Source organism: Kineococcus siccus (assembly GCF_009906795.1).
GTDB lineage: Bacteria > Actinomycetota > Actinomycetes > Actinomycetales > Kineococcaceae > Kineococcus > Kineococcus siccus.
On record NZ_JAAALN010000023.1, the window covers coordinates 1 to 18635 of the forward strand.

The 18635-nt window shown below is 76.2% G+C and carries 16 protein-coding genes; 8 read left to right on the forward strand and 8 right to left on the reverse strand.

The genetic code is table 11. From position 1 onward, the window contains the following. The first annotated feature begins 76 nt into the window (after positions 1-76). Positions 77-910, forward strand: coding sequence for a phytanoyl-CoA dioxygenase family protein (locus tag GTR02_RS04955; protein ID WP_166606368.1), 834 nt, complete (start codon positions 77-79; stop codon positions 908-910). 60 nt (positions 911-970) lie between these two features. Here GTR02_RS04955 and GTR02_RS04960 read toward each other — a convergent pair whose 3' ends face one another. Beyond that, the gene (locus GTR02_RS04960; protein WP_166606388.1) at positions 971-1999 is read right to left on the reverse strand and encodes an NADPH:quinone reductase; all 1029 of its coding nucleotides are present in this window, start codon (positions 1997-1999) and stop codon (positions 971-973) included. A gap of 210 nt (positions 2000-2209) precedes the next feature. Here GTR02_RS04960 and GTR02_RS04965 point away from each other — a divergent pair, with 210 nt between their 5' ends. Both GTR02_RS04965 and GTR02_RS04970 read left to right on the forward strand, forming a co-directional pair. Then, complete coding sequence (locus GTR02_RS04965; protein WP_166606369.1) at positions 2210-3259, forward strand: FIST signal transduction protein; 1050 nt, start codon at positions 2210-2212, stop codon at positions 3257-3259. A gap of 1 nt (position 3260) precedes the next feature. Then, on the forward strand, positions 3261-5549 hold the full coding sequence (locus GTR02_RS04970) for an EAL domain-containing protein (RefSeq protein ID WP_166606370.1): 2289 nt from the start codon (positions 3261-3263) through the stop codon (positions 5547-5549). On the opposite strand, the gene GTR02_RS04975 is transcribed toward GTR02_RS04970, so the two are convergent. Next, on the reverse strand, positions 5536-7617 hold the full coding sequence (locus tag GTR02_RS04975; protein ID WP_166606371.1) for a M3 family metallopeptidase: 2082 nt from the start codon (positions 7615-7617) through the stop codon (positions 5536-5538). The genes GTR02_RS04970 and GTR02_RS04975 overlap by 14 nt on opposite strands. Before the next feature lie 206 nt (positions 7618-7823). Here GTR02_RS04975 and GTR02_RS04980 point away from each other — a divergent pair, with 206 nt between their 5' ends. Next, positions 7824-9827 (forward strand): PhoX family protein, encoded by a 2004-nt coding sequence (locus GTR02_RS04980; RefSeq protein WP_338073587.1) that lies wholly within the window; start codon positions 7824-7826, stop codon positions 9825-9827. Positions 9828-9899: 72 nt separating this feature from the next. On the opposite strand, the gene GTR02_RS04985 is transcribed toward GTR02_RS04980, so the two are convergent. Further along, the gene (locus GTR02_RS04985; RefSeq protein ID WP_166606372.1) at positions 9900-10817 is read right to left on the reverse strand and encodes an aminoglycoside phosphotransferase family protein; all 918 of its coding nucleotides are present in this window, start codon (positions 10815-10817) and stop codon (positions 9900-9902) included. Between the two features lie 152 nt (positions 10818-10969). Here GTR02_RS04985 and GTR02_RS04990 point away from each other — a divergent pair, with 152 nt between their 5' ends. Further along, positions 10970-11926 carry an aminoglycoside phosphotransferase family protein gene (locus tag GTR02_RS04990; RefSeq protein ID WP_166606373.1) on the forward strand — a complete coding sequence of 319 codons (957 nt, stop codon included), beginning with the start codon at positions 10970-10972 and terminating at the stop codon, positions 11924-11926. A 113-nt stretch (positions 11927-12039) separates the two neighbouring features. After that, on the forward strand, positions 12040-13140 hold the full coding sequence (locus tag GTR02_RS04995) for a spore photoproduct lyase family protein (RefSeq protein WP_338073588.1): 1101 nt from the start codon (positions 12040-12042) through the stop codon (positions 13138-13140). Positions 13141-13144: 4 nt separating this feature from the next. On the opposite strand, the gene aspS is transcribed toward GTR02_RS04995, so the two are convergent. Both aspS and GTR02_RS05005 read right to left on the reverse strand, forming a co-directional pair. Beyond that, entirely contained in the window at positions 13145-14428 is a 1284-nt protein-coding gene (gene aspS, locus GTR02_RS05000; RefSeq protein WP_166606374.1) for an aspartate--tRNA(Asn) ligase, read from the reverse strand. A 320-nt stretch (positions 14429-14748) separates the two neighbouring features. Continuing rightward, entirely contained in the window at positions 14749-15171 is a 423-nt protein-coding gene (locus GTR02_RS05005; protein WP_166606367.1) for a hypothetical protein, read from the reverse strand. A gap of 90 nt (positions 15172-15261) precedes the next feature. Between GTR02_RS05005 and GTR02_RS05010 the strand changes: the two genes are divergently transcribed. After that, the gene (locus tag GTR02_RS05010) at positions 15262-16287 is read left to right on the forward strand and encodes a serine hydrolase (protein ID WP_166606375.1); all 1026 of its coding nucleotides are present in this window, start codon (positions 15262-15264) and stop codon (positions 16285-16287) included. Next, the gene (locus GTR02_RS05015; RefSeq protein ID WP_166606376.1) at positions 16284-16673 is read left to right on the forward strand and encodes a hypothetical protein; all 390 of its coding nucleotides are present in this window, start codon (positions 16284-16286) and stop codon (positions 16671-16673) included. Before GTR02_RS05010 ends, GTR02_RS05015 begins: the two co-directional genes overlap by 4 nt. Here the strand turns inward: GTR02_RS05015 and GTR02_RS05020 are convergent. The 3 genes from GTR02_RS05020 to GTR02_RS05030 all read right to left on the reverse strand — a co-directional run bounded on the left by GTR02_RS05020 (position 16646) and on the right by GTR02_RS05030 (position 18635). After that, entirely contained in the window at positions 16646-17116 is a 471-nt protein-coding gene (locus GTR02_RS05020) for a hypothetical protein (protein WP_166606377.1), read from the reverse strand. The two genes, GTR02_RS05015 and GTR02_RS05020, sit on opposite strands and share 28 nt — an antisense overlap. A gap of 78 nt (positions 17117-17194) precedes the next feature. After that, entirely contained in the window at positions 17195-17761 is a 567-nt protein-coding gene (locus tag GTR02_RS05025; protein WP_166606391.1) for a dihydrofolate reductase family protein, read from the reverse strand. Positions 17762-17825: 64 nt separating this feature from the next. Continuing rightward, positions 17826-18635 (reverse strand): 3-keto-5-aminohexanoate cleavage protein, encoded by an 810-nt coding sequence (locus GTR02_RS05030; RefSeq protein WP_166606392.1) that lies wholly within the window; start codon positions 18633-18635, stop codon positions 17826-17828.

Sequence of the window (18635 nt, forward strand, 5' to 3'; positions counted from 1 at the left end):
CTGCCCCCCCCCTTGCAACGTTGCACGGGGAGGGGCAGCATGACGGGCGTCCCGATCCTCGACGAGGAGGCCCCTCATGACGACGAGCACCCCGACGCCCGTCCCCACCACCGACGACCTCGTGGCGACGCTGCACCGCGACGGGATCGTGGCGTGCCGGGGCGCCTTCTCGCCCGCGTGGGTCGACACGGTCCGCGAGGACGTCGAGGCGGCCTTCGCCGAGGCGCGCTCCCGCCCCGACGGCGCCGTGGGCCGCGGCCCGAACCGCTACTACGTCGAGATCCACCCCGAGCAGCTGCGCGGGTTCGTCGACCTCGTCGACCACCCGTGGGTGCGCCAGGTGTGCACCGCGGTGCTCGGCGAGGACTACGAGATCGTCGAGCTCGGCTTCGACATCCCGTTCGCGGGCGCGGTGAACCAGCCGTGGCACCGCGACTTCCCCGCACCGGAGGAGACCCGCCGCGACGGCCGGCTCACGTCACTGGCGTTCAACCTGACGTGCGTGGACACCGAGGAGGACATGGGCCCCTTCGAGATCGCGCTGGGCACGCAGTTCGACGACGGCCGGGAGTTCGACCACGAGATGTTCCCGCCGAAGTCGGCGTACGCCCGCTACGAGGAGCGCGCCGTGCGGAAGTTCCCCCAGCGCGGCGACGTCTCGGCGCGCTCGGCCCTCACCATCCACCGCGGGACGCGGAACCTCTCCGAGAAGGCGCGGCCGGTCCTCGTCCTGGGCGTCGACGCGCCCGGTGCGGGCAACGCCGAGCACCACGACACGGCCGTCACGCGCGGGTACTGGGAGCGGCTGCCCGAGCGGGTGCGCGCCCACCTGCGCTGCCCCGTGGTCGACGAACTCACCCCCATCACCCAGAAGCACACGATCGAGGGCCTGGTGATGGGCGAGGCCTGAGGCCCGGGGTGCCCCACCGGGCGCGGTGACGCGCGCGGCGGGGCCCGTGGGGCGCGGACCTCAGGCGGGGGTGACGTCGACGAGGACCTTGCCGACGGCGCCCTCCTCGACGGCCGCGTGGGCGTCCGCGGTGCGCTGCAAGGGGAAGCGGTGCAGCGGCAACCCGTGCTCGGCGCCGACGGGCAGGGCGCCGTCGAGCACGGCGGCCGTGACGTCCTCGGCCGCCGCGGCGAGGGCCGCGCCCCCCACGGTGTAGAGCAGCACGAACTGCAGGCGGGTGTTCAGCACCATGTTCGAGCGGACGTCCAGCGTCACCGTGTCGCCGCCGTCGTTGGCGTAGGAGGCGATCGTCGCGCGGGGCCGGACCACCGCGAGGTCGATCGCGACGTTCGGCACCAGCGCCACCTCGACGACGAGGTCGACGCCGTCGGGCACGAGCCCGCGCACCACCTCGGCCACGTCCTGCTCGCGGTAGTTCACGACGTGGTGCGCGCCCGCGGCCGTGGCCAGCGCCGCCTTCTCAGGACCGCTGACGGTGGTGAGGACCGTCGCCCCCGCCCAGCGGGCGAGCTGGATCGCCGCGTGCCCGACCGCGCCCGCACCGCCGGAGACGAGCACGTGGGCGCCCGCGAGCGAGCCGGGCGCGAGGCGGGCGCCGACGTCCTCGCCCACCGTGAGCGCGCGGTGCGCCGTCATGGCCGGGACCCCGAGGCTCGCGCCCACGTCGAAGGACGCCTGGTGGGGCAGCAGGACGACCCGCTCGGCGGGCAGGACGGTGAACTCCTGCGCGGTGCCCGTGGGGCGCTGGTGCGCCGCGAGGAAGGTCCAGACGCGGTCGCCGGCCGTGAGGCCCTCGACGCCCGGTCCCACCGCGTCGACCACGCCCGCGCCGTCCTGGCCGGGGACCACCTCGGGGAACGCCATCGGCTGGGCGCCGGGCCCCCCGCGGCGCGACTTCCAGTCGGTGGGGTTCACGCCCGCGACGACGATCCGCACGCGCACCTCCCCCGGGCCGGGTTCGGGCCGCTCGCGCTCGACGAGCTGCAGGACGTCGGGGGCACCCGTGCGGGTGTAGCTGATCGCCTTCACGACCGGCGGCAACCGCCTCCTCGCCGCGACCATTCCGCCGGACGTGTCCACGGGCTCAACCCGACGCCACGACGCGTCGACCGAGAAGGCATAGCCGCTGAACGCTGGATCACCGTCGGCTGCGCCGACGCCGGCGTCGACGCGGCCGCCGCCGCCGCCGCCGCGACGCGGGACGCCCTGCGGGGCCGCCCCGCGCACCTGCTCGTCGTCATGGCCTCGTGGCGGCTGGACCTGACCGCGGTGCTCGCCGGCGTCCGCGCCGCCGGTGGGGACGCCGCCGTGGTCGGCACGAGCACCGGGACGGCCTTCGCGCGGTCCGGCACGGCCCCCAGCGACATCGTCGTCACCGCGCTCGGCGGCCCCGGGATCAGCGTCCGCACGGCCGCCAGCACCGACGCGGACGCCGACCGCCGCGGCACCGAGGTCGCGGCCGCGGCCCTGCGGCCCGACAAGGAGCACGTCGTCCTGCTGCTGCTGGGCTCCGGCACCGACGGGCGGCTGCAGGACGTCGTCCAGCGCGCCTACACGGCCCTGGGGCCCGGCGTCCCGCTCGTCGGGGGCGGCTCCGACGGCGACATCGACGGGGCCCGCACGTGGCAGTTCCACGGCGACGACGTGCTGCAGGACGGTCTGGTGGGCGCGGCGATCTCCTCCGACCGCCCCCTCGGCGTCGGGTGCGCCCACGGCCTGGCCCGCGTCGGGCTCCCGCTGGTCGTGACGTCCTCGGACGGCACCCTGGTGCACTCCCTCGACGGCCGGCCGGCCCTCGACGTCTACCTCGAGCGCCTGCGGGCGGCGGGCGCGCTGCCCCCCGGGCCCGCCGACCCCGACCTCGCCACGCTCCTCGCCGCGGGCGCCCCCCACCCCCTGGGCCTGTCCCGGCGCCGCGCCGACGTCGCCCGGACGCTCTGGTCGGCGGACCTCGCCGCGCGGACGCTGACCTTCGTGTCCCCCCTGCCGCAGGGCAGCGCCGTGCACGTCATGAGCGGTGACCACGACGCGATGCTCGCCGGGGCCCAGGCCGCCTGCACGCAGGCCGTGGACGGGCTGGCCGGCGCCCCCGCGCAGGGCATGGTCGTCTTCAGCTGCGTCGCGCGCCGCGGACTGCTGGGCGACGGCCGGCGCCGGGAGGAGGTCGCCGCGGCGCGGACCGCGACGGGCGGCGAGGACGTCGCCCTCACCTTCAGCGTCGGCGAGGTCGCCCGCGTCTCGGGGGCCGCGGGCTGCCACAACCAGACCGTCGTCGCGCTGGCGGTCTGACGTGGACGCCACGGTGCACCAGGGCCTGCAGCTCGTCGAGCTCCTCACCGTGCTGGGCCGCGCGGGGACCGCCGAGGCCATGGTCCCGCTCGCGGCGCAGTGGGCGGCGGACGTCGTCGACGGCGACGTCGCGGCGGTCGTGCGCGACGGCGTCGTCCTGGCCGGCGCCGGCGTGCGGGCCGGCACTCCCCTGGCCGCCGCGCTGGTGCACGCCCTCGCGGGCGCGACCGCCGCCAGCACGCCCGTGGACCTGCCGGGCCTGCCCGGCGCGTGGCTCGCCGACGGGGAGGTCACGGACGGTCTCGGCCGGACGCAGCTCGTCGTCGCCCGCGCCGGCGAGGGCGGGTTCGAGGCGGCCGAGCGGCTCCTCGTCCTCGGCACCGGCCGGCTGCTCGGGGAGTCCCTGCGCACGGCACGGGCCTTCGCCGACGAGCGGGCGCAGCGGCGGCGCAGCGACGACCTCGCGGTCGAGCGCGAGGCGCTGCTGGCGACGCTGCGCGAGCGGGAGCTCCTCCTGAGCACCCTGCTGGTGCTGCAGCGCGCCATCTCCCACCGCCGGCCCCTGGAGGAGGTCCTCGACCTGCTGTGCGAGGGGGCCCAGCGGGTCCTCGGCGGCCTCGAGGCCGCGGTCGTGCTGGAGGACCCGCTGCACCGCGACCGCCTGCGCGTCGGCGCGCGCCGCGGCACGGCGGGCCACGCGGGCTGCGAGGACCTGCTGGCGCACGCGCGCACGGCCGTCAGCACGCAGGCGTGGGCGAGCGGGGCCGACGGCGGCTGCCGCTGGGAGGCCGCGCCCGTGCACGCCTCCGGCCGGGTCGTGGGCGCCCTCGTGCTGCTCGACCGCGCCGACCGGCGCTCGCCCGCCGCACCCGCCCACGCCGGGGAGCGCTCCGAGACCCTGCTGACGACGTTCACGCAGCACGCGAGCGTCGCGCTGACCGACGCCTACACCGAGAAGAGCCTGCGGGAGTCCTTCTACGACCAGCTGACCCGGCTGCCCAACCGCTCGCTGTTCCTGGACCGGCTCGAGCGGGCCGCGACCGGGCACGCGCGCGGCGGCCCCCGGGCCGCCCTGCTCTACCTCGACCTCGACGGCTTCAAGGCCGTCAACGACCGCTACGGCCACGGCGCGGGCGACGCCGTCCTGCAGGCCTGCGCGGCGCGGCTGCGCGACTGCCTGCGCCCGGGTGACACGGCCGCCCGCCTCGGCGGCGACGAGTTCGCGGTCGTGCTCGAGGACGCCGACGTGCCTGCGGCCGAGGAGGTCGCCCACCGGGTGCTCGCGGCCCTGTGCGAACCGGTCGTCCACGAGGGCCACCTGCTGGAGGTCGGCTGCAGCATCGGCGTCGCCGCGGTCGGTCACGCCGGCACGACGGCGGAGACGCTGCTGCGCGACGCGGACACGGCCATGTACGTGGCCAAGGCCGCCCCCGCGACCTCCCGGCCGGCCGTGCGGACCTTCCAGGACTCGGTGCGACGCGCTCGGGCGGAGCGCCTCGAGCTGGAGGTCGACCTCGCGGACGCCGTCCCCGGTGGTCAGCTCGTCCTGCACTACCAGCCGACGGTGCGCCTGTCCGACGGGGCACCGGCCGCCGTCGAGGCGCTCGTGCGCTGGCAGCACCCGCGGCTCGGCCTGCTGGCCCCCGACCGCTTCATCGGCATCGCGGAGCAGAGCGGGCACATCACCGCGCTGGGCCGCTGGGTGCTCGGCGAGGCCTGCCGGCAGGTGGCCGCGTGGCGCGCCGAGGGGATGCCGCTGACCGTGGCCGTGAACCTCGCCTCGGCGCAGCTCGTCCCCGGCCTGGTCGGGGAGGTGCAGGAGCTGCTGCGCACCCACCGGCTGCCGGGCCACGCCCTCGTCCTGGAGATCACCGAGACGGTGGTCGTCGCCGACGGCAGTGCGGCGCAGGAGGTCCTGGCCGCGCTGCGCACGCTCGACGTGCGCGTCGCCGTGGACGACTTCGGCACCGGCTACTCCTCGCTGTCCTACCTGCAGCGCCTGCCCGTGGACGTGCTGAAGGTCGACCGCTCCTTCGTCACCGCGCTCGGCCGCGGCGGCGACCCCGCCCTGGTCCGCACCGTGCTCAGCCTCGCCGACGCCCTCGGCCTGGACTCGGTGGCCGAGGGCATCGAGACGGCGGAGGAGCGCGACGTCCTGCGCGCCCTCGGGTGCACGGTGGGCCAGGGCTACCTGTGGTCGCGTCCGCTGCCGCCCGCGCAGCTGCGCACCTGGTGGCTCGCGGCCGACGCCGCCGCACGCCCCGCCACGCCGGTCCTCACGAGCCGCTGAGCCCCCGCCGGCGCAGCAGCGGCTCGATGCGCGCGTCGCGCCCGCGGAAGTCGCGGTACGCCTGCAGCGGGTCGGTGCTGCCGCCGCGCGAGAGCAGCGTGCGCCGGAAGTGCTCGCCGTTCTCCCGGCGCAGGCCGCCGTTCTCGGCGAACCACTCCACGGTGTCCGCGTCGAGCACCTCGCTCCACACGTAGGAGTAGTAGGCCGCCGCGTAGCCACCACCGAAGACGTGGTGGAAGTAGGTGCTGCGGTAGCGCGGCGGCACCGCGTCGAGGTCCACGCCGGCCTCCGCGAGCGCGGCCGCCTCGAACTCCCCCACCACCTCGGGCGCCGCGTCGGTGAACCGCCCCGGTGCGACCCGGTGCCAGGCCGTGTCGAGCAGGGCCGCCGCGAGGTACTCCGTCGTCCCGAACCCCTGGCCGTAGCGGCGCGCGGCCAGCAGCCCCTCGACCGCCGCGGCGGGCAGGACCTCGCCCGTCTCGTGGTGGCGGGCGTAGCGCGCCAGCACGTCCGGCTCGAACGCCCAGAACTCGTTGACCTGCGAGGGGAACTCGACGAAGTCGCGGGGCACGCTGGTGCCGGAGAACGTCGGGTAGCGCACGTCGGACAGCAGCCCGTGCAGCGTGTGCCCGAACTCGTGGAACAGCGTCTCGACCTCGTCGACGGTCAGCAGCGTCGGGTCCCCCGGAGCCGGCCGGGGGACGTTGAGGCAGTTCACGACGACGGGCCGCGTGCCCAGCAGCCGCGACTGGTCGACGAAGGAGCTCATCCAGGCCCCGCCCCGCTTGGAGTCCCGCGCGTAGGGGTCGAACAGGTACAGCCCCAGCGGGCCGTCGGCGTCGGAGACCTCGAACGTCCGGACCTGCGGGTTGTAGACGGGCAGGTCGTGACGCTCGGAGAACTCCAGGCCGTACAGGGCGGTGGCGGTGCCGAACACCCCGTCGACGAGGACGCGCTCCAGCTCGAACCAGGGCCGCAGGGCCTCGGCGTCCACGGCGAAGCGCTGCTGCCGCAGGCGTTCGGCGTAGTGCGCCCAGTCCCACGCGCGCAGCGGCGCCGCCTCGCCGTCGGCGACGAGGAGCTCCTCCAGCTCGGCCGCCTCGCGGCGGGCGTTCTCGACGGCCGCCGGGGCGAGCCGGCGCAGCATCCCCGCGGCGGCCTCGACGTCACCGGCCGTCTCGTCGGCGACCACCCAGCTCGCGTGGTCGGCGAACCCGAGCAGCTGCGCCCGCTCGGCCCGGCGCTCGACGATCCGCAGGAGCAGCGGACGGGTGTCGTGGGGGCCGCTGCGGCCGCCGCGGGCCACCGAGGCCGCGTGCACGCGCTCGCGGGTGGCTCTGCGCCGCAACGACTCCAGGACCGGCTGCCCCGTCGGCAGCACGAGCGGCACGAGGAACCCGTCGAGGTCGCGGGCCTGCGCGGCCGCCCGGGCCCGCGCCACCTCGGCGGGCGACAGCCCCTCCAGGTCGTCGGCGTCGGCGACGTGGACCGCCAGGTCGTTGGTGTCGGCGAGCAGCGCGTCGTCGAACGCCGTGGTCAGCGCCGACAGCTCGGCGTTGAGCTCCTTCAGCCGGTCCTGCTCGGCCGGGCCGAGCAGCGCCCCCGCGCGCACGGCGTCGCGGTGGTAGCGCTCCAGCAGGCGCAGCGCCTCGGGGTCCAGGTCGGCGGGCGGCTCCTCGGCCAGGCGCCGCAACCGCTCCACCAGGCGCGGGTCCAGGCGAACGGCGTCGGAGTGCGCGGCGAGGCGCGGGGCCACCTCGGCGTGCAGCGCGCGCAGCTCGTCGTCGGCCTCGGTGCCGACGAGGTTGAAGAACACCGACGCCACGCGCCCCAGCAGCTGCCCCGCCGACTCCAGCGCGTCGAGGAACTGCGCCGCGGGCAGTTCCCGGCCCAGCAGGTCGTCGAGCTCGGCGAGGTGCTGCGCCGCGCCCGCCTCGAAGGCGGGCAGCAGGTCGGCCGTGCGCAGCCGGTCGAAGGGGGGCAGCGCGAACGGCAGCGGGCTGGGCGCGGCGAGCGGGTGGTCGGCGGGCAGCCCACCGGGGCTCGGGGTGTCGACGTTCGCGGTCATGACCCGATCCTGCCGCACGAAGCGCTGCCGCACAGGCAAGGTGAGCCACACCTTGCTCGCAAGCGATCGCCCACGGTTCACCTGACGGACACCGAGCGGCCTCCTCAGCCCGCGCTCAGCCTCCTAGCGTTCCGCCCGCACGGCCGCCGCACGGCGACCGGTGGCCGGCGCCCCCGGCCGGACGCCCCGCCCGAGGAGAGAACCCCGTGACGACGGACGCCTGCCACCCCACCCTCGAGCTGCTGCCCTACGCCCCGGCCGGCCGGCGCAGCCCGATGACCTGCCACTACCGCTGCGCCACCTCGTGCGCGAAGCCGGTCGCCAACCCGACCGCGACGCCGACCTTCCGCGACGTCGTGCGCTCCGCCGTCTCGCGCCGCGGGGTGCTCGCCGGGCTGGTCGGGCTGGGGGTGGCCGGCGTCGCCACGGCCCAGGCCCCGCAGGCCGTCGCCGCGGGCCGCGGCGGGCGGAACCCGCTCGCCGCCGCGTTCGACCCGGGCCACCAGATCGACTTCTCCCCCATCGCCCCGGTGCCGGGCGACGCGGACTCCTTCGACGTGCCGGCCGGCTTCGCGTGGAGCACGGTCATCTCGTGGGGCGACCCGATCGTCGCCGGGGCGCCGGAGTTCGACGTCGACGCCCAGACCCCCGAGGCCCAGGCCGGGCAGTTCGGCTACAACAACGACTACACCGACGTCCTGCCGCTGGCGGGCGACCCGAACCGCGCTCTCCTGGTCTGCAACAACGAGTACACCAACGAGGAGCTGATGTTCCGCGGGTGGGCCGAGCAGGACGGGCCGACCGACGACCAGCTGCGCATCGCGATGGCCGCGCAGGGCATGTCGGTCGTGGAGCTGCGCCGGGCCGGCGCGGACGCGCCGTGGGCCTACGTGCGCGGCAGCGAGTACAACCGCCGGATCACCGCCACGACCCCGATGGAGCTCACGGGCCGCGCCGCCGGCTCGCGCCTCGTGCGGACCGGAGGGGACCCGAAGGGTCGCACCGTCCTCGGCACCTTCGGCAACTGCGCCGGCGGGACCACCCCGTGGGGGACCGTGCTGAGCGGCGAGGAGAACTTCAACGGGTACTTCCGCGCCCCGGAGGAGCCGGTCGACGACGCCGCCGCGCGCTACGGGATGGGCGGCGAGGGCCGGGGCTGGGACGTCGTCGACGGCCGGTTCGACGTCGCGCAGGAGCCGCAGGAGCCGAACCGCTTCGGCTACGTCGTGGAGCTGGACCCCTACGACCCGTCCTCGACCCCGCGCAAGCACACCGCGCTGGGCCGTCTCAAGCACGAGGGCGCGACCATCTCGCTCGCCGCCGACGGCCGCGCCGTGGCCTACATGGGCGACGACGAGCGCTTCGACTACGTCTACAAGTTCGTCTCCCGGCGCAGCTACCGCGAGGGCGACCGCAAGCACAACATGCGGCTGCTGGAGGACGGCGACCTCTACGTCGCGGTCTTCACCGGTGACGGCACCGAGGACGGCCGGTACGACGGCACCGGCCGCTGGGTGCCGCTGCTCACCGGCGGCGCCTCGCGCGTCCCGGGGTTCTCCGTCGAGCAGGTCCTCGTCCAGACCCGGCTGGCCGCCGACGCCGTGGGCGCGACGCCCATGGACCGCCCCGAGGACGTGCAGCGCAACCCGGTCAACGGCCGCGTGTACGTCGCGTGCACCAACAACACCCGTCGCGGCACCCCCGACGAGGTCGCCGTGGACGAGGCGAACCCGCGCCCGGAGAACAAGGACGGCCACGTCGTCGAGATCACGGAGGACCGCGACGACGCCGCGGCCACGCGGTTCCGGTGGAACCTGGTCCTGGTCTGCGGCGACCCGGCCGAGGAGACCACCTACTTCGGCGACGTCGACCGCTCGCTGGTCTCCCCGATCTCCTGCCCGGACAACGTCGCCTTCGACGCCGTCGGGAACCTGTGGATCTCCACGGACGGCAACACCCTCGGCGCCAACGACGGCCTCTACGAGGTCGCCGTGGACGGCCCGCAGCGGGGCCTCGTGCGGCAGTTCCTGTCGGTCCCCGCGGGCGCCGAGACGTGCGGCCCGGTGATCGCCGCCGACGGCACCGTGTTCGTGGCCGTGCAGCACCCGGGGGAGCTCGAGGGCGCCAGCGTGGACACCCCGAAGTCGACGTTCCCCTACGACGGCACGGGCCAGCCGCGGCCCTCCGTCGTCCAGGTGCACCGGGTCTGACGCCCACGTCCGCGGTGGCCGGGGCAGCTCCGACCACCGCGGACGTCCCGGCCCCGGGGCGGGCACGCGGGGTCAGGCGAAGGCCGCGAGGAGCCGCCGGCACCGCTGCGGGTCCAGGGTCAGCCCGGCGCCGACGGCCCAGGTCCAGTAGTCGACCGCGCGCACGACGACCCAGGCCCGGGCGCGCTCGGCGTCGAGGCCACCGGCGGCGACCACGTCCGCCAGGAGCCGGTGCAGCCCCGCGTCCCCGGTGCACGCGTCCCCGGCGCACGCGTCCACCGCCGTGAGCAGCAGCTCCGGCACCGAGCGCTCCGGGGGGCCCGCCAGCGGCTGCGGGTCGATGGCCACCCACTCTCCGGCGATGCGCCGCAGCACGTTGGCGGTCGTGAGGTCGGCGTGCACCAGCACCTCCGGCGCGTCGTCGTGCCGCAGCTCCTCGGCCAGCTCGCCCGCGGTCCGCACCCACCGCACCGGCAGCGGGTCCCCGTGGCGCACCGGCCGCGCGATCGTCGCGGCGATCGCCCCCGCCTGCGCCCGCGCCGTCGTCAGGCCGGCCGGGGCCGGCACGGAGAGCCGGCGGATCAGCCGGCCGGCCACGGGCCCCACCTGCCCGGGCGGGCAGTGCCCCAGCGTCGCGGCCGCGTCCAGGCGTTCCAGCAGCAGCACGTCGCCACCCTCGTCGGCCTCCAGCAGCTGCACGGCGCCCTGCCCGTCCCACGTCCGCAGGGCCAGGACCTCCCCCGCCGGCTCGAGCCCGCGGTGCGACACCTTCAGCACGCAGTCGCGCCCCCACCGCGTCACCGGGACGACGAGGGCGTGCGCCCCGTGCCGGACGGGGACGCGGTCGTCGGGCAGCAGCGACCAGCGCCGGCACCGGTCCACGAGCTGTGCGGGCAGGTCGTCGAGCCAGCGCTGCCCGGACTCGTCCGCCAGCACGGGACTCTCCTGCAGCCCCGCCGGGACCAGCTGCCGTGCCGCGGGGAGGTCCACGCAGGCATCGTCCCCGACGGCCGCGCGCCGGGACGACCGGTCCCCCGCCGACACGCGGCCCGCGACGGAAACCCCGTGGCCGCGCAGCCGGGTGCCCGCTACACAGGACGGGTGCCGGGAACCACCGACCGGGGACGCAGCGGGGGTGCCGCGTGATCCCGTGCGACGTCGCCCCGGTCGTGCGCGCCCGTGCCGCCGCGGCCCCGGGAGGGCGGGGCTGGGCGGAGCGGCTGCCGGACGTCCTCGCCGGGCTCGAGCGCGCGTGGGCGGTGACCGTCACCGAGGCCCTCCCGGGCGGGACGGCCTCCTTCGTCGCCCGCGCCCGCACCGCCGACGGCGGGCACGCCGTGGTGAAGGTCGCGGTGCCCGGCACGGGGTTCGCGCTCCAGGCGCGCACCCTGACCGCCGCCGCGGGCGACGGGTACGTGCGGCTGCTGGCGCACGCACCGGAGCACGACGCCGCGCTGCTCGAGGCACTGGGACCGTCGCTGCCCGCGACGGACCTCCCCCCGGGCGCCCAGCTGGGCGTCCTGGCCCGCTGCCTCCGCCGGGCGTGGCGCGTGCCGCCACACGCGGGTCAGCAGCCGACGGACAAGGCCGCCGAGCTGGCCGCGCTGGTCGGCGAGCTGTGGCACCGGCTGCGGCCGCCGGTCCCGCGGCCGGTGCTCGAGCACGCGCTGGACTGCGCGGCGGGGCGTTCCGCCGCGTTCGCCCCGCTGGTCGACGCGGGTGCCTGCGTCGTCGTGCACGGGGACGCGGCCACCGCGAACGCCGCGCGGGTCCTTGCGCCCCGCCCCGGCGCGGTGGACGGCGTCGTCCTGCTGGACCCCGACGGGTTCCTCGGCGACCCCGCCTACGACCCCGGCGTCGCCCTGCGGGACGGGTGCCGGGCGCTCCTGGCCGCTGCGGACCCCGTCGCACTGCTCGCCGGCCGCTGCCGGCTGCTCGCCGCGGAGACGGCGCTGGACCCGGTGGCCATCTGGGAGTGGGGCTTCCTGGAGCGGATGTCCACCGGGCTGCACGCCCTGGCGCTGGGGGCGGACGACGACGGCGCCGCCCACCTGCGCAGCGCCCGGCGACTCCTCCCCGGCCGGCCGCCGTCCTCCTGACCGCCGCGGCCGGGCGGCCCTGGGTCGGCGCCCGCCGCGGTCGCGCGGGTCCGCAGCCCCCGTAGGCTGGGGGACGTGGTTCCGCCGACTCGAGCACCGGGCGCAGGGGCGGCGTGACGGACGGCCGCGGTCCGGCCGGCGCACCCGAGCGCGGCCGCCGGTCCCTGCTCGAGGTGCGCACCATCTACGCGGAACCGGCCGCGCTGGCCCTGCCCCGTGGCCGGGAGGTGGTGGCGCGCTGGCCCGGGGCGCAGGTGGTCGAGGTGCCGACGGTGCAGCGCATCCCCACCGTCCACGGCGACGAGGCCAACGTGGCCCGGTGGGTGCGCACCAAGACCGAGGTCCTCGCTCTCGGGGTCCGCAAGACGCTGACGGCACGGCGCAACGAGCGGTCCGCGAACTGGATCGCGCCGTCGACCGCGAACGGCTGCGCCATGGCCTGCGCGTACTGCTACGTGCCGCGGCACAAGGGCTACGCCAACCCGATCACGGTGTACGCCAACATCGACCAGGTCGTCGGATACCTGCAGCGGCACGTCGCGCGCCAGGGGACGAAACCCGGCCCGGACCAGTGCGACCCGGCGGCGTGGGTCTACGACATCGGCGAGAACTCCGACGCGTCGGTGGACGCCCGGGTCAGCGACAACGTGCGTGACCTCGTGACGGCGTTCGCGGACCTGCCGACCGCGAAGGCGAGCTTCGCGACCAAGCACGTGAACCGCGACCTGCTGACCTACGACCCGCGGGGCCGCACCCGCGTGCGGTTCTCGGTGATGCCGCCCGCCGTGGCCAGGGTGGTGGACGTGCGCACCGACCCGGTGCCCGAGCGCATCGCGGCCGTCGACGACTTCGTCGCGGCGGGCTACGAGGTGCACCTGAACCTGTCCCCGGTCATCGTGCACGAGGGGTGGCTGGACGGCTGGGCGGCCCTGCTGGAGGAGCTGGACGACGTGCTCTCCCCCGCGGCGAAGGCGCAGGCCGCCGCGGAGGTCATCTTCCTGACCCACAACGCGGGGTTGCACGAGGTGAACCTCGGCTGGCACCCCAAGGGCGAGGACCTGCTGTGGCGCCCGGACGTGCAGGAGGCCAAGCGCTCCGGCAACGGCATGGAGAACGTCCGCTACCGCGCCCGGTGGAAGGCGGTCTGGGTGCAGCGCCTGCTCGACCTGATGGCCGAGCGGACGCCCTGGCTGACGGTGCGCTACGCCTTCTGACCGGTCACGGAGTCAGCCGGTGCAGGTCCCGCGGGAAGAGAGTGCTGCGGCGGACGTTGTCGAGACCGGTCAACCGGGCGATCCAGCGTTCCAGGCCGAGCGCGAACCCGCCGTGCGGCGGCATGCCGTGCCGGAAGGCGCTGAGGTAGGCCTCGTACGGCGCCGGGTCCTCCCCCCGCCGGGCGAGGGCCTCGACGATGTCGGCGTGCTCGTGCCGGCGCTGCCCGCCCGTGACGAGTTCCAGCCCCCGGAACAGCAGGTCGAAGGAGTTCGTCCACCGGCCGTCGTCCGGCTGCGGGTGGGTGTAGAACGGCCGCTTGACCGCCGGGTACCCCTCCACCGCGAGGAAGTCGCTGCCGTGCTCGCGCAGGGCCCAGCGCGACAGCTCCCGCTCGTGCCCGGGGTCGAGGTCCGGTTCGTCGGGCGCCGCGCCGACGAGGGCAAGCGCGTCGCGGAAGTGGATCACGGGGATCTCCGCGGGGACGACCGGGAGGTCGGCGCCCGTGGCGTGCACCGCGTCCTGCGCCCCGGCGACGGCTGCGACCATCCCGGCGAGGACCTCGCGCAGGACGGCGAGCACGTCGCGGTGGTCGGCGATGAACCCGAGTTCCACGTCGAGCGACGTGTACTGCGCGAGGTGGCGGACGGTGTCGTGCGGTTCGGCCCGGAACACCGGCCCGGTCTCGTACACCCGCTCGAAGGCGCCCACCATCATCTGCTTGAAGAACTGCGGTGACTGCGCGAGGTAGGCGGGCCGGCCGAAGTAGTCGACCGCGAACACGTTCGCTCCCGACTCCGTGGCGGTCGCCGTGAACTTCGGGGTGGCGATCTCCGTGAACCCGGCCGCGTCCAGCGTGGCCCGGAAACCGCGCAACGACGCGGCCGCCAGCGTCCAGACGGCACGGCGCTCCGGGTGCCGCCAGGTGACCGGCGCGTGGTCCAGCAGCGTCGGGAGTCCCGCCTCCAGGTGGGGCCGCCAGATCTCCACCGGTGGGGTGGCCGCCGGACCGCCGAGGGCCGTGACGAGGGGGCGCACCACCTCCGCTCCGCCTGGGGCCTGGGCGTTCTCGGCGACCGTCCCCTCCACGCGCACCACGGTCTCCTCGGGGAGCCCGTCGACGACCGCCCGCACGGCGTCGTCGCTGACGACCACCTGGGACAGTCCGCTGCGGTCGCGCAGCACGAGGAACGTGACGGAGGCCAGACGTCGGCGACGGTGGACCCAGCCCTCGAGCCGGACTCGCTCACCGCAGCGGGTGGCGAGGGTGTTTCCGAGCGTTCGTTCCACGACAGCACCTCCAGGAGACTCCTACCCCGGAGGTGTGGGCGATCGGGTTGCTCGCGGTGCCACCACACCTTCACCGCCCCGAACCGGGCCGGCCTCGTCGGTCCGTCACGGGGACCAGTCGTCGCAGCTCAGGGGCGTCACTCCCGTCGACGCTGCCCGGCCACCATAGGCCGCCGCGACGCGCGCCGTCGACCCGTCCACCACGACGCCACGAGGAATCCCGGGTGGCACCGGAGGCCGCTCGGCCGTTCTCCCCGGGCGACGGGGCAGGGAGCGGTGTCACCGTGTCGGCCGTGCACCGCGGTGGTCGACCGGCCGGGTCACGAGGGACGTCGGATCTGCCGCTCGCGGAGACACACGTCCGCCAGGGCTCCGATCGCGCTGACCCGGACGTCCGAGACGGGGCACGTCCACACCGCCTGCGCAGCTCTCTGGCCCGCGAGCAGGGGGTGGCGGTCGGGGTGGTACGGGCACGCCGGCCAGGACGCGGACCGGCCGAGCCTCCACAACGCCTCCACCGCCCACTCCTGCACCTGATCGGCGAGGGCGACGACCTGCTCCGTGAACGGCCGGCCGGTCTGGACGAACACTCCCGTGGCCGTCTCGTCCGGGCCGCGCAGCCAGCAGCTCGCGGTCGCCGGGTACTGCTGCCAGCCCTCGTCGACGATCGTCGGCAGGACGCCGCTGGGCGTCTTGAGGTCCGGCAGGAGCGGACCGAGCGCTGACTCCAGCTCAGGGTGCATGCCCTCAGCATGCGCACCCCCGCGGACGAGGCACCTCGCCGCCGGGCCGGTCACGGCGCTCCGCTCGGGCTGGCGGGCCAGGATGGGCGCGTGAGCCGTGAGCAGCACACCGCCGCGCTACCTCCGGAGGAGTGGCCGCAGGCGCTGCACCTCCTCGACGCCCCGGCCGCCCTCAGCGTCCGGGACGCCCGGGGGGCGGTCCGGACCTGGGCCCGCGGCAGCAGCGCGGACGGGCGGGCCGTGACCACGGCCGACGTCCAGTACGCCGCGTCCGTGGCCAAGCAGTTCACCGCGGCCCTCCTCGCCCGCGCCGTGCTGGACGGGCTCGTGCGCGAGGACACCGGCGTGCGTTCCGTGCTCCCCCGTCTGCCCGCGTGGGCCGCGGACGTCACCGTCCACGACCTCGTCCACCACACCGCCGGACTGCCGACGACGGAGGCGGTGACGGCGGCCGCCGGATGCGCGGAGGGCGAGCTGGACGACGAGCGCGTCCTGGACGCGCTGACGCTGATCGACCGGCCGCAGCAGCCTCCGGGGCGGGGTTTCTCGTACAGCAACACCGGCTACGTCCTGCTGGCCGAGGTGCTGAGGCGCGTCAGCGGCACCGGCCTGGAGACGCTGGCCCGCGCCTGGCTGTTCGAGCCGCTGGGCCTCACCAGCGCTCGGTGGGGTGGCCCGGCGCCGGCCACCGCCCCCGGCCGGCCCCGCCCGCCGGCCACGACGGGCGACGGCGGGCTGTGGCTCAGCACCGACGACCTCCTGCGCTGGCTCATCGCCCTCGACGACGAGACGCTCGGCGCCGACCTGACGCGGTCGATGCTCCGGCCAGGGCTGCTGCGCGACGGGGCTACGGTCCCCTACGCCTGGGGCACCACGGCCCGGGTCCACCCGCGGGGCACGCAGTTCACCCACGGCGGGGACTGGCCGGGCTGGACGGCGAAGACCGTGCGGCAACCCGGGACCGGCATCGCGGTGGCCCTGATGAGGCACGGAGCCGAGGCCGCCGCGGTGAGCCGAGCCGCCCTCGACGTCGCGGAGCGCCTGCTCACCACGGACGTGCGCGTCGACGGGAACCGGGCGCGTCCCGTGACGCTGACGCCTGTCGTCAGCGCGTGACGTCACTCCAGGAGTGGGGGAAGCACCCGGTCGGTCGGCGACTCCTCGTCGTCGCGGTCTGCGAGGTCCTGCTCGCGATCATCTCCGTCGGTGCGGGGACCGCGAGGCTGCCGTCGGCGGCCGCGTGGCTGCTCCTCGGCCTGTGGTTGCTGCACCGGATCGCCGGAGGGGGACGGACGGCCTGGCGGGTCCTGCTCGCCCTGTCCGTCCTCGGCACGGTTCTGGGGCTGGCCGGCGCGGTCTTCCTCCTGCCACCGACGGCGCTCCTCCAGTGGCAGCTCGTCCTGCCCCCGCTGCTCAGCGCCGTCGAGGTCGCTGTGCTGCTGACGGCGCCTGTCCGCGGCCGGGTCGCGCCGCGTCAGGAGGTGCCGACCAGCCTTCCCTGACGCGGACCGCCGCCCAGCTGCGCCGGACGCCGGCGACGCTGCACGCGCCGGACCTGCCACGCCGCGACGACGGCGCACACCAGGGTCCCGGCCAGCTGCCAGCCCGGGGCCACGGCCCCTTCGACCACCACCGGCCACGCTGCGAGACCCACCGCGGCGAGCAGGCCGGTGATGAGCGCTCCCGCGGCCGCGACCCACCAGGCCTGTGCCGCACCGTGGCGCTCCGCCGCCTGGTGGACCAGCGCGGCGAGCGTGCCGCAGGCGACCCCTCCCCCTGATCCGGCGAGCGCTCCGAGGACCACGAACACCGCCACGATCGCGAGGGCGTCCTCACCGCTCACCGCGGAACCGCTCCACGACCCGGCGAGCACCCCGCCCACCAGGGCTCCCCAGACCGCACCGCGCTGCACCACGACACCGAAGGCGTCCACCTGCTGGGTCATGACGGTCAGCGTGGCAGACGACTCCGGACGGGAGAAGACCGCGTTCCGCCGCGGACCGCGGGGTCACGTGCGACCCGGTCAGTGCCGCGGCCGGACCGCGTGGCGCAGGAGGACCGCACCTCCGCGGAACCGCTGGACGTCCACCAGGTCGAGGCCGAGGCGCACACCTGCCGGGAGGGCGGCCTTGCCGCCGCCGATCACGACGGGGTGGACGACGAGGAGGCACTCGTCGACCAGGCCGTGGCGGAACGCGGCGGCGGCGAGGGTCGCGCCCCCGACGCTCAGGTCGGTGCCGGACGCCTCCTTGAGCCGTCGCACCGCGTCGGGGTGGAACTCCCGCTCGATCCTCGTCCTTGCCGTCGCCACCTCCTCGAGCGTCGAGGAGTAGACGACCTTGTCGGCGTCGCGCCAGATGCCGGCGTACTCGCGGACGACGGCCGGGGCGGCCGCCAACCAGTCGTCGTCCTCCCAGACGCGCATGGTCTCGTACATGCGCCGCCCGTAGAGCGACGTGCCGACGTTCCGCTCCCGCTCGTTCCAGAAGGCGTGGACCTCGTCGTCGGGCTCCGACCAGTCGAAGGAACCGTCCTCGTCCTCGAGGTAGCCGTCGAGCGAGGTGTTGGCCGCGTAGATCAGCTTGCCCATGGGTTCCTCCGAGCGGACGGGTTCCACAGCCTGCAGGGTTCTCGTGGTCGCGACAAGATCGACGTCAGGGCGGTCCCCCCGCGTCGCCTGCTGCCGCTGCGGGCAGCAGTGCGCGAGCGGCCCGGACGAGGGCGGCGTTGTCCGGGGCCGGCGAGGAGTCCGGCAGCACGAGGGTGTCCTCGAGCCCGATGCGGGTGGCCAGCCCCCACCGGCCCGCGCAGCGCAGCGCCGGCCAGGCACTGGACCCCTCGCCGTGCAGCAGGACGCCGACGCCGACGCCGCCACCTGCGCACACCCGGTGCACGAGCCGGGAGGCCTCGCCTCGCGTCGCGGCCGCGTCCGGGCCGTCGGGCAGTTCCAGCAGCACCCGCACACACCGGTGCCGGTGCGGCGACGCCACCCACGCGTCGACGGCCGCGTCGTGCCACAGGCCGGCCTCGACTCCGACTCCCCGTTCCAGCAGGGCCGCCGCGACCGCGTCCGCCCCGTCCTCGTGCCAGTTGACGGACGCGAAGGCCGGCAGGACCGGCCACCGCCTGATCGCCGCGATCCGCTCGGCCGGATCGGGCAGCGCCCAGGCTCCGGTGGTCACCCCGATCGGCACGCCCGGCGCCGCCGCCGCCACGGCGGTCAGCACCGCCGCGAGCGCCGCGCCGTCGAAGGTGTCGGCGCCGTCGGCGTCCTTGACGTGCAGGTGCACGGCACGGGCGCCGGCCGCCGCCACCGCGGTCACGTCGGCGGCCAGCTGCGCAGGCGTCACCGGCAGCGCGCGGTGCTCGTGCGGACGACGGGCGCCGTTGAGACAGGCCTCGAGCCACCCGCGGGCTTCGTGCCCGTCGCCACCGAGGCGAGCCGAGCGGCCGGCGGGGACCAC

What these genes read in the sequence shown, in the direction of transcription:
- GTR02_RS05025 (WP_166606391.1), bottom strand. Translation starts at nt 17,761, where the DNA reads ATGGGCAAGCTGATCTACGCGGCCAACACCTCGCTCGACGGCTACCTC.
- GTR02_RS04975 (WP_166606371.1), bottom strand. Translation starts at nt 7,617, where the DNA reads ATGACCGCGAACGTCGACACCCCGAGCCCCGGTGGGCTGCCCGCCGAC.
- GTR02_RS04955 (WP_166606368.1), top strand. Translation starts at nt 77, where the DNA reads ATGACGACGAGCACCCCGACGCCCGTCCCCACCACCGACGACCTCGTG.
- GTR02_RS04965 (WP_166606369.1), top strand. Translation starts at nt 2,210, where the DNA reads ATGGCCTCGTGGCGGCTGGACCTGACCGCGGTGCTCGCCGGCGTCCGC.
- GTR02_RS05020 (WP_166606377.1), bottom strand. Translation starts at nt 17,116, where the DNA reads ATGACCCAGCAGGTGGACGCCTTCGGTGTCGTGGTGCAGCGCGGTGCG.
- GTR02_RS05005 (WP_166606367.1), bottom strand. Translation starts at nt 15,171, where the DNA reads ATGCACCCTGAGCTGGAGTCAGCGCTCGGTCCGCTCCTGCCGGACCTC.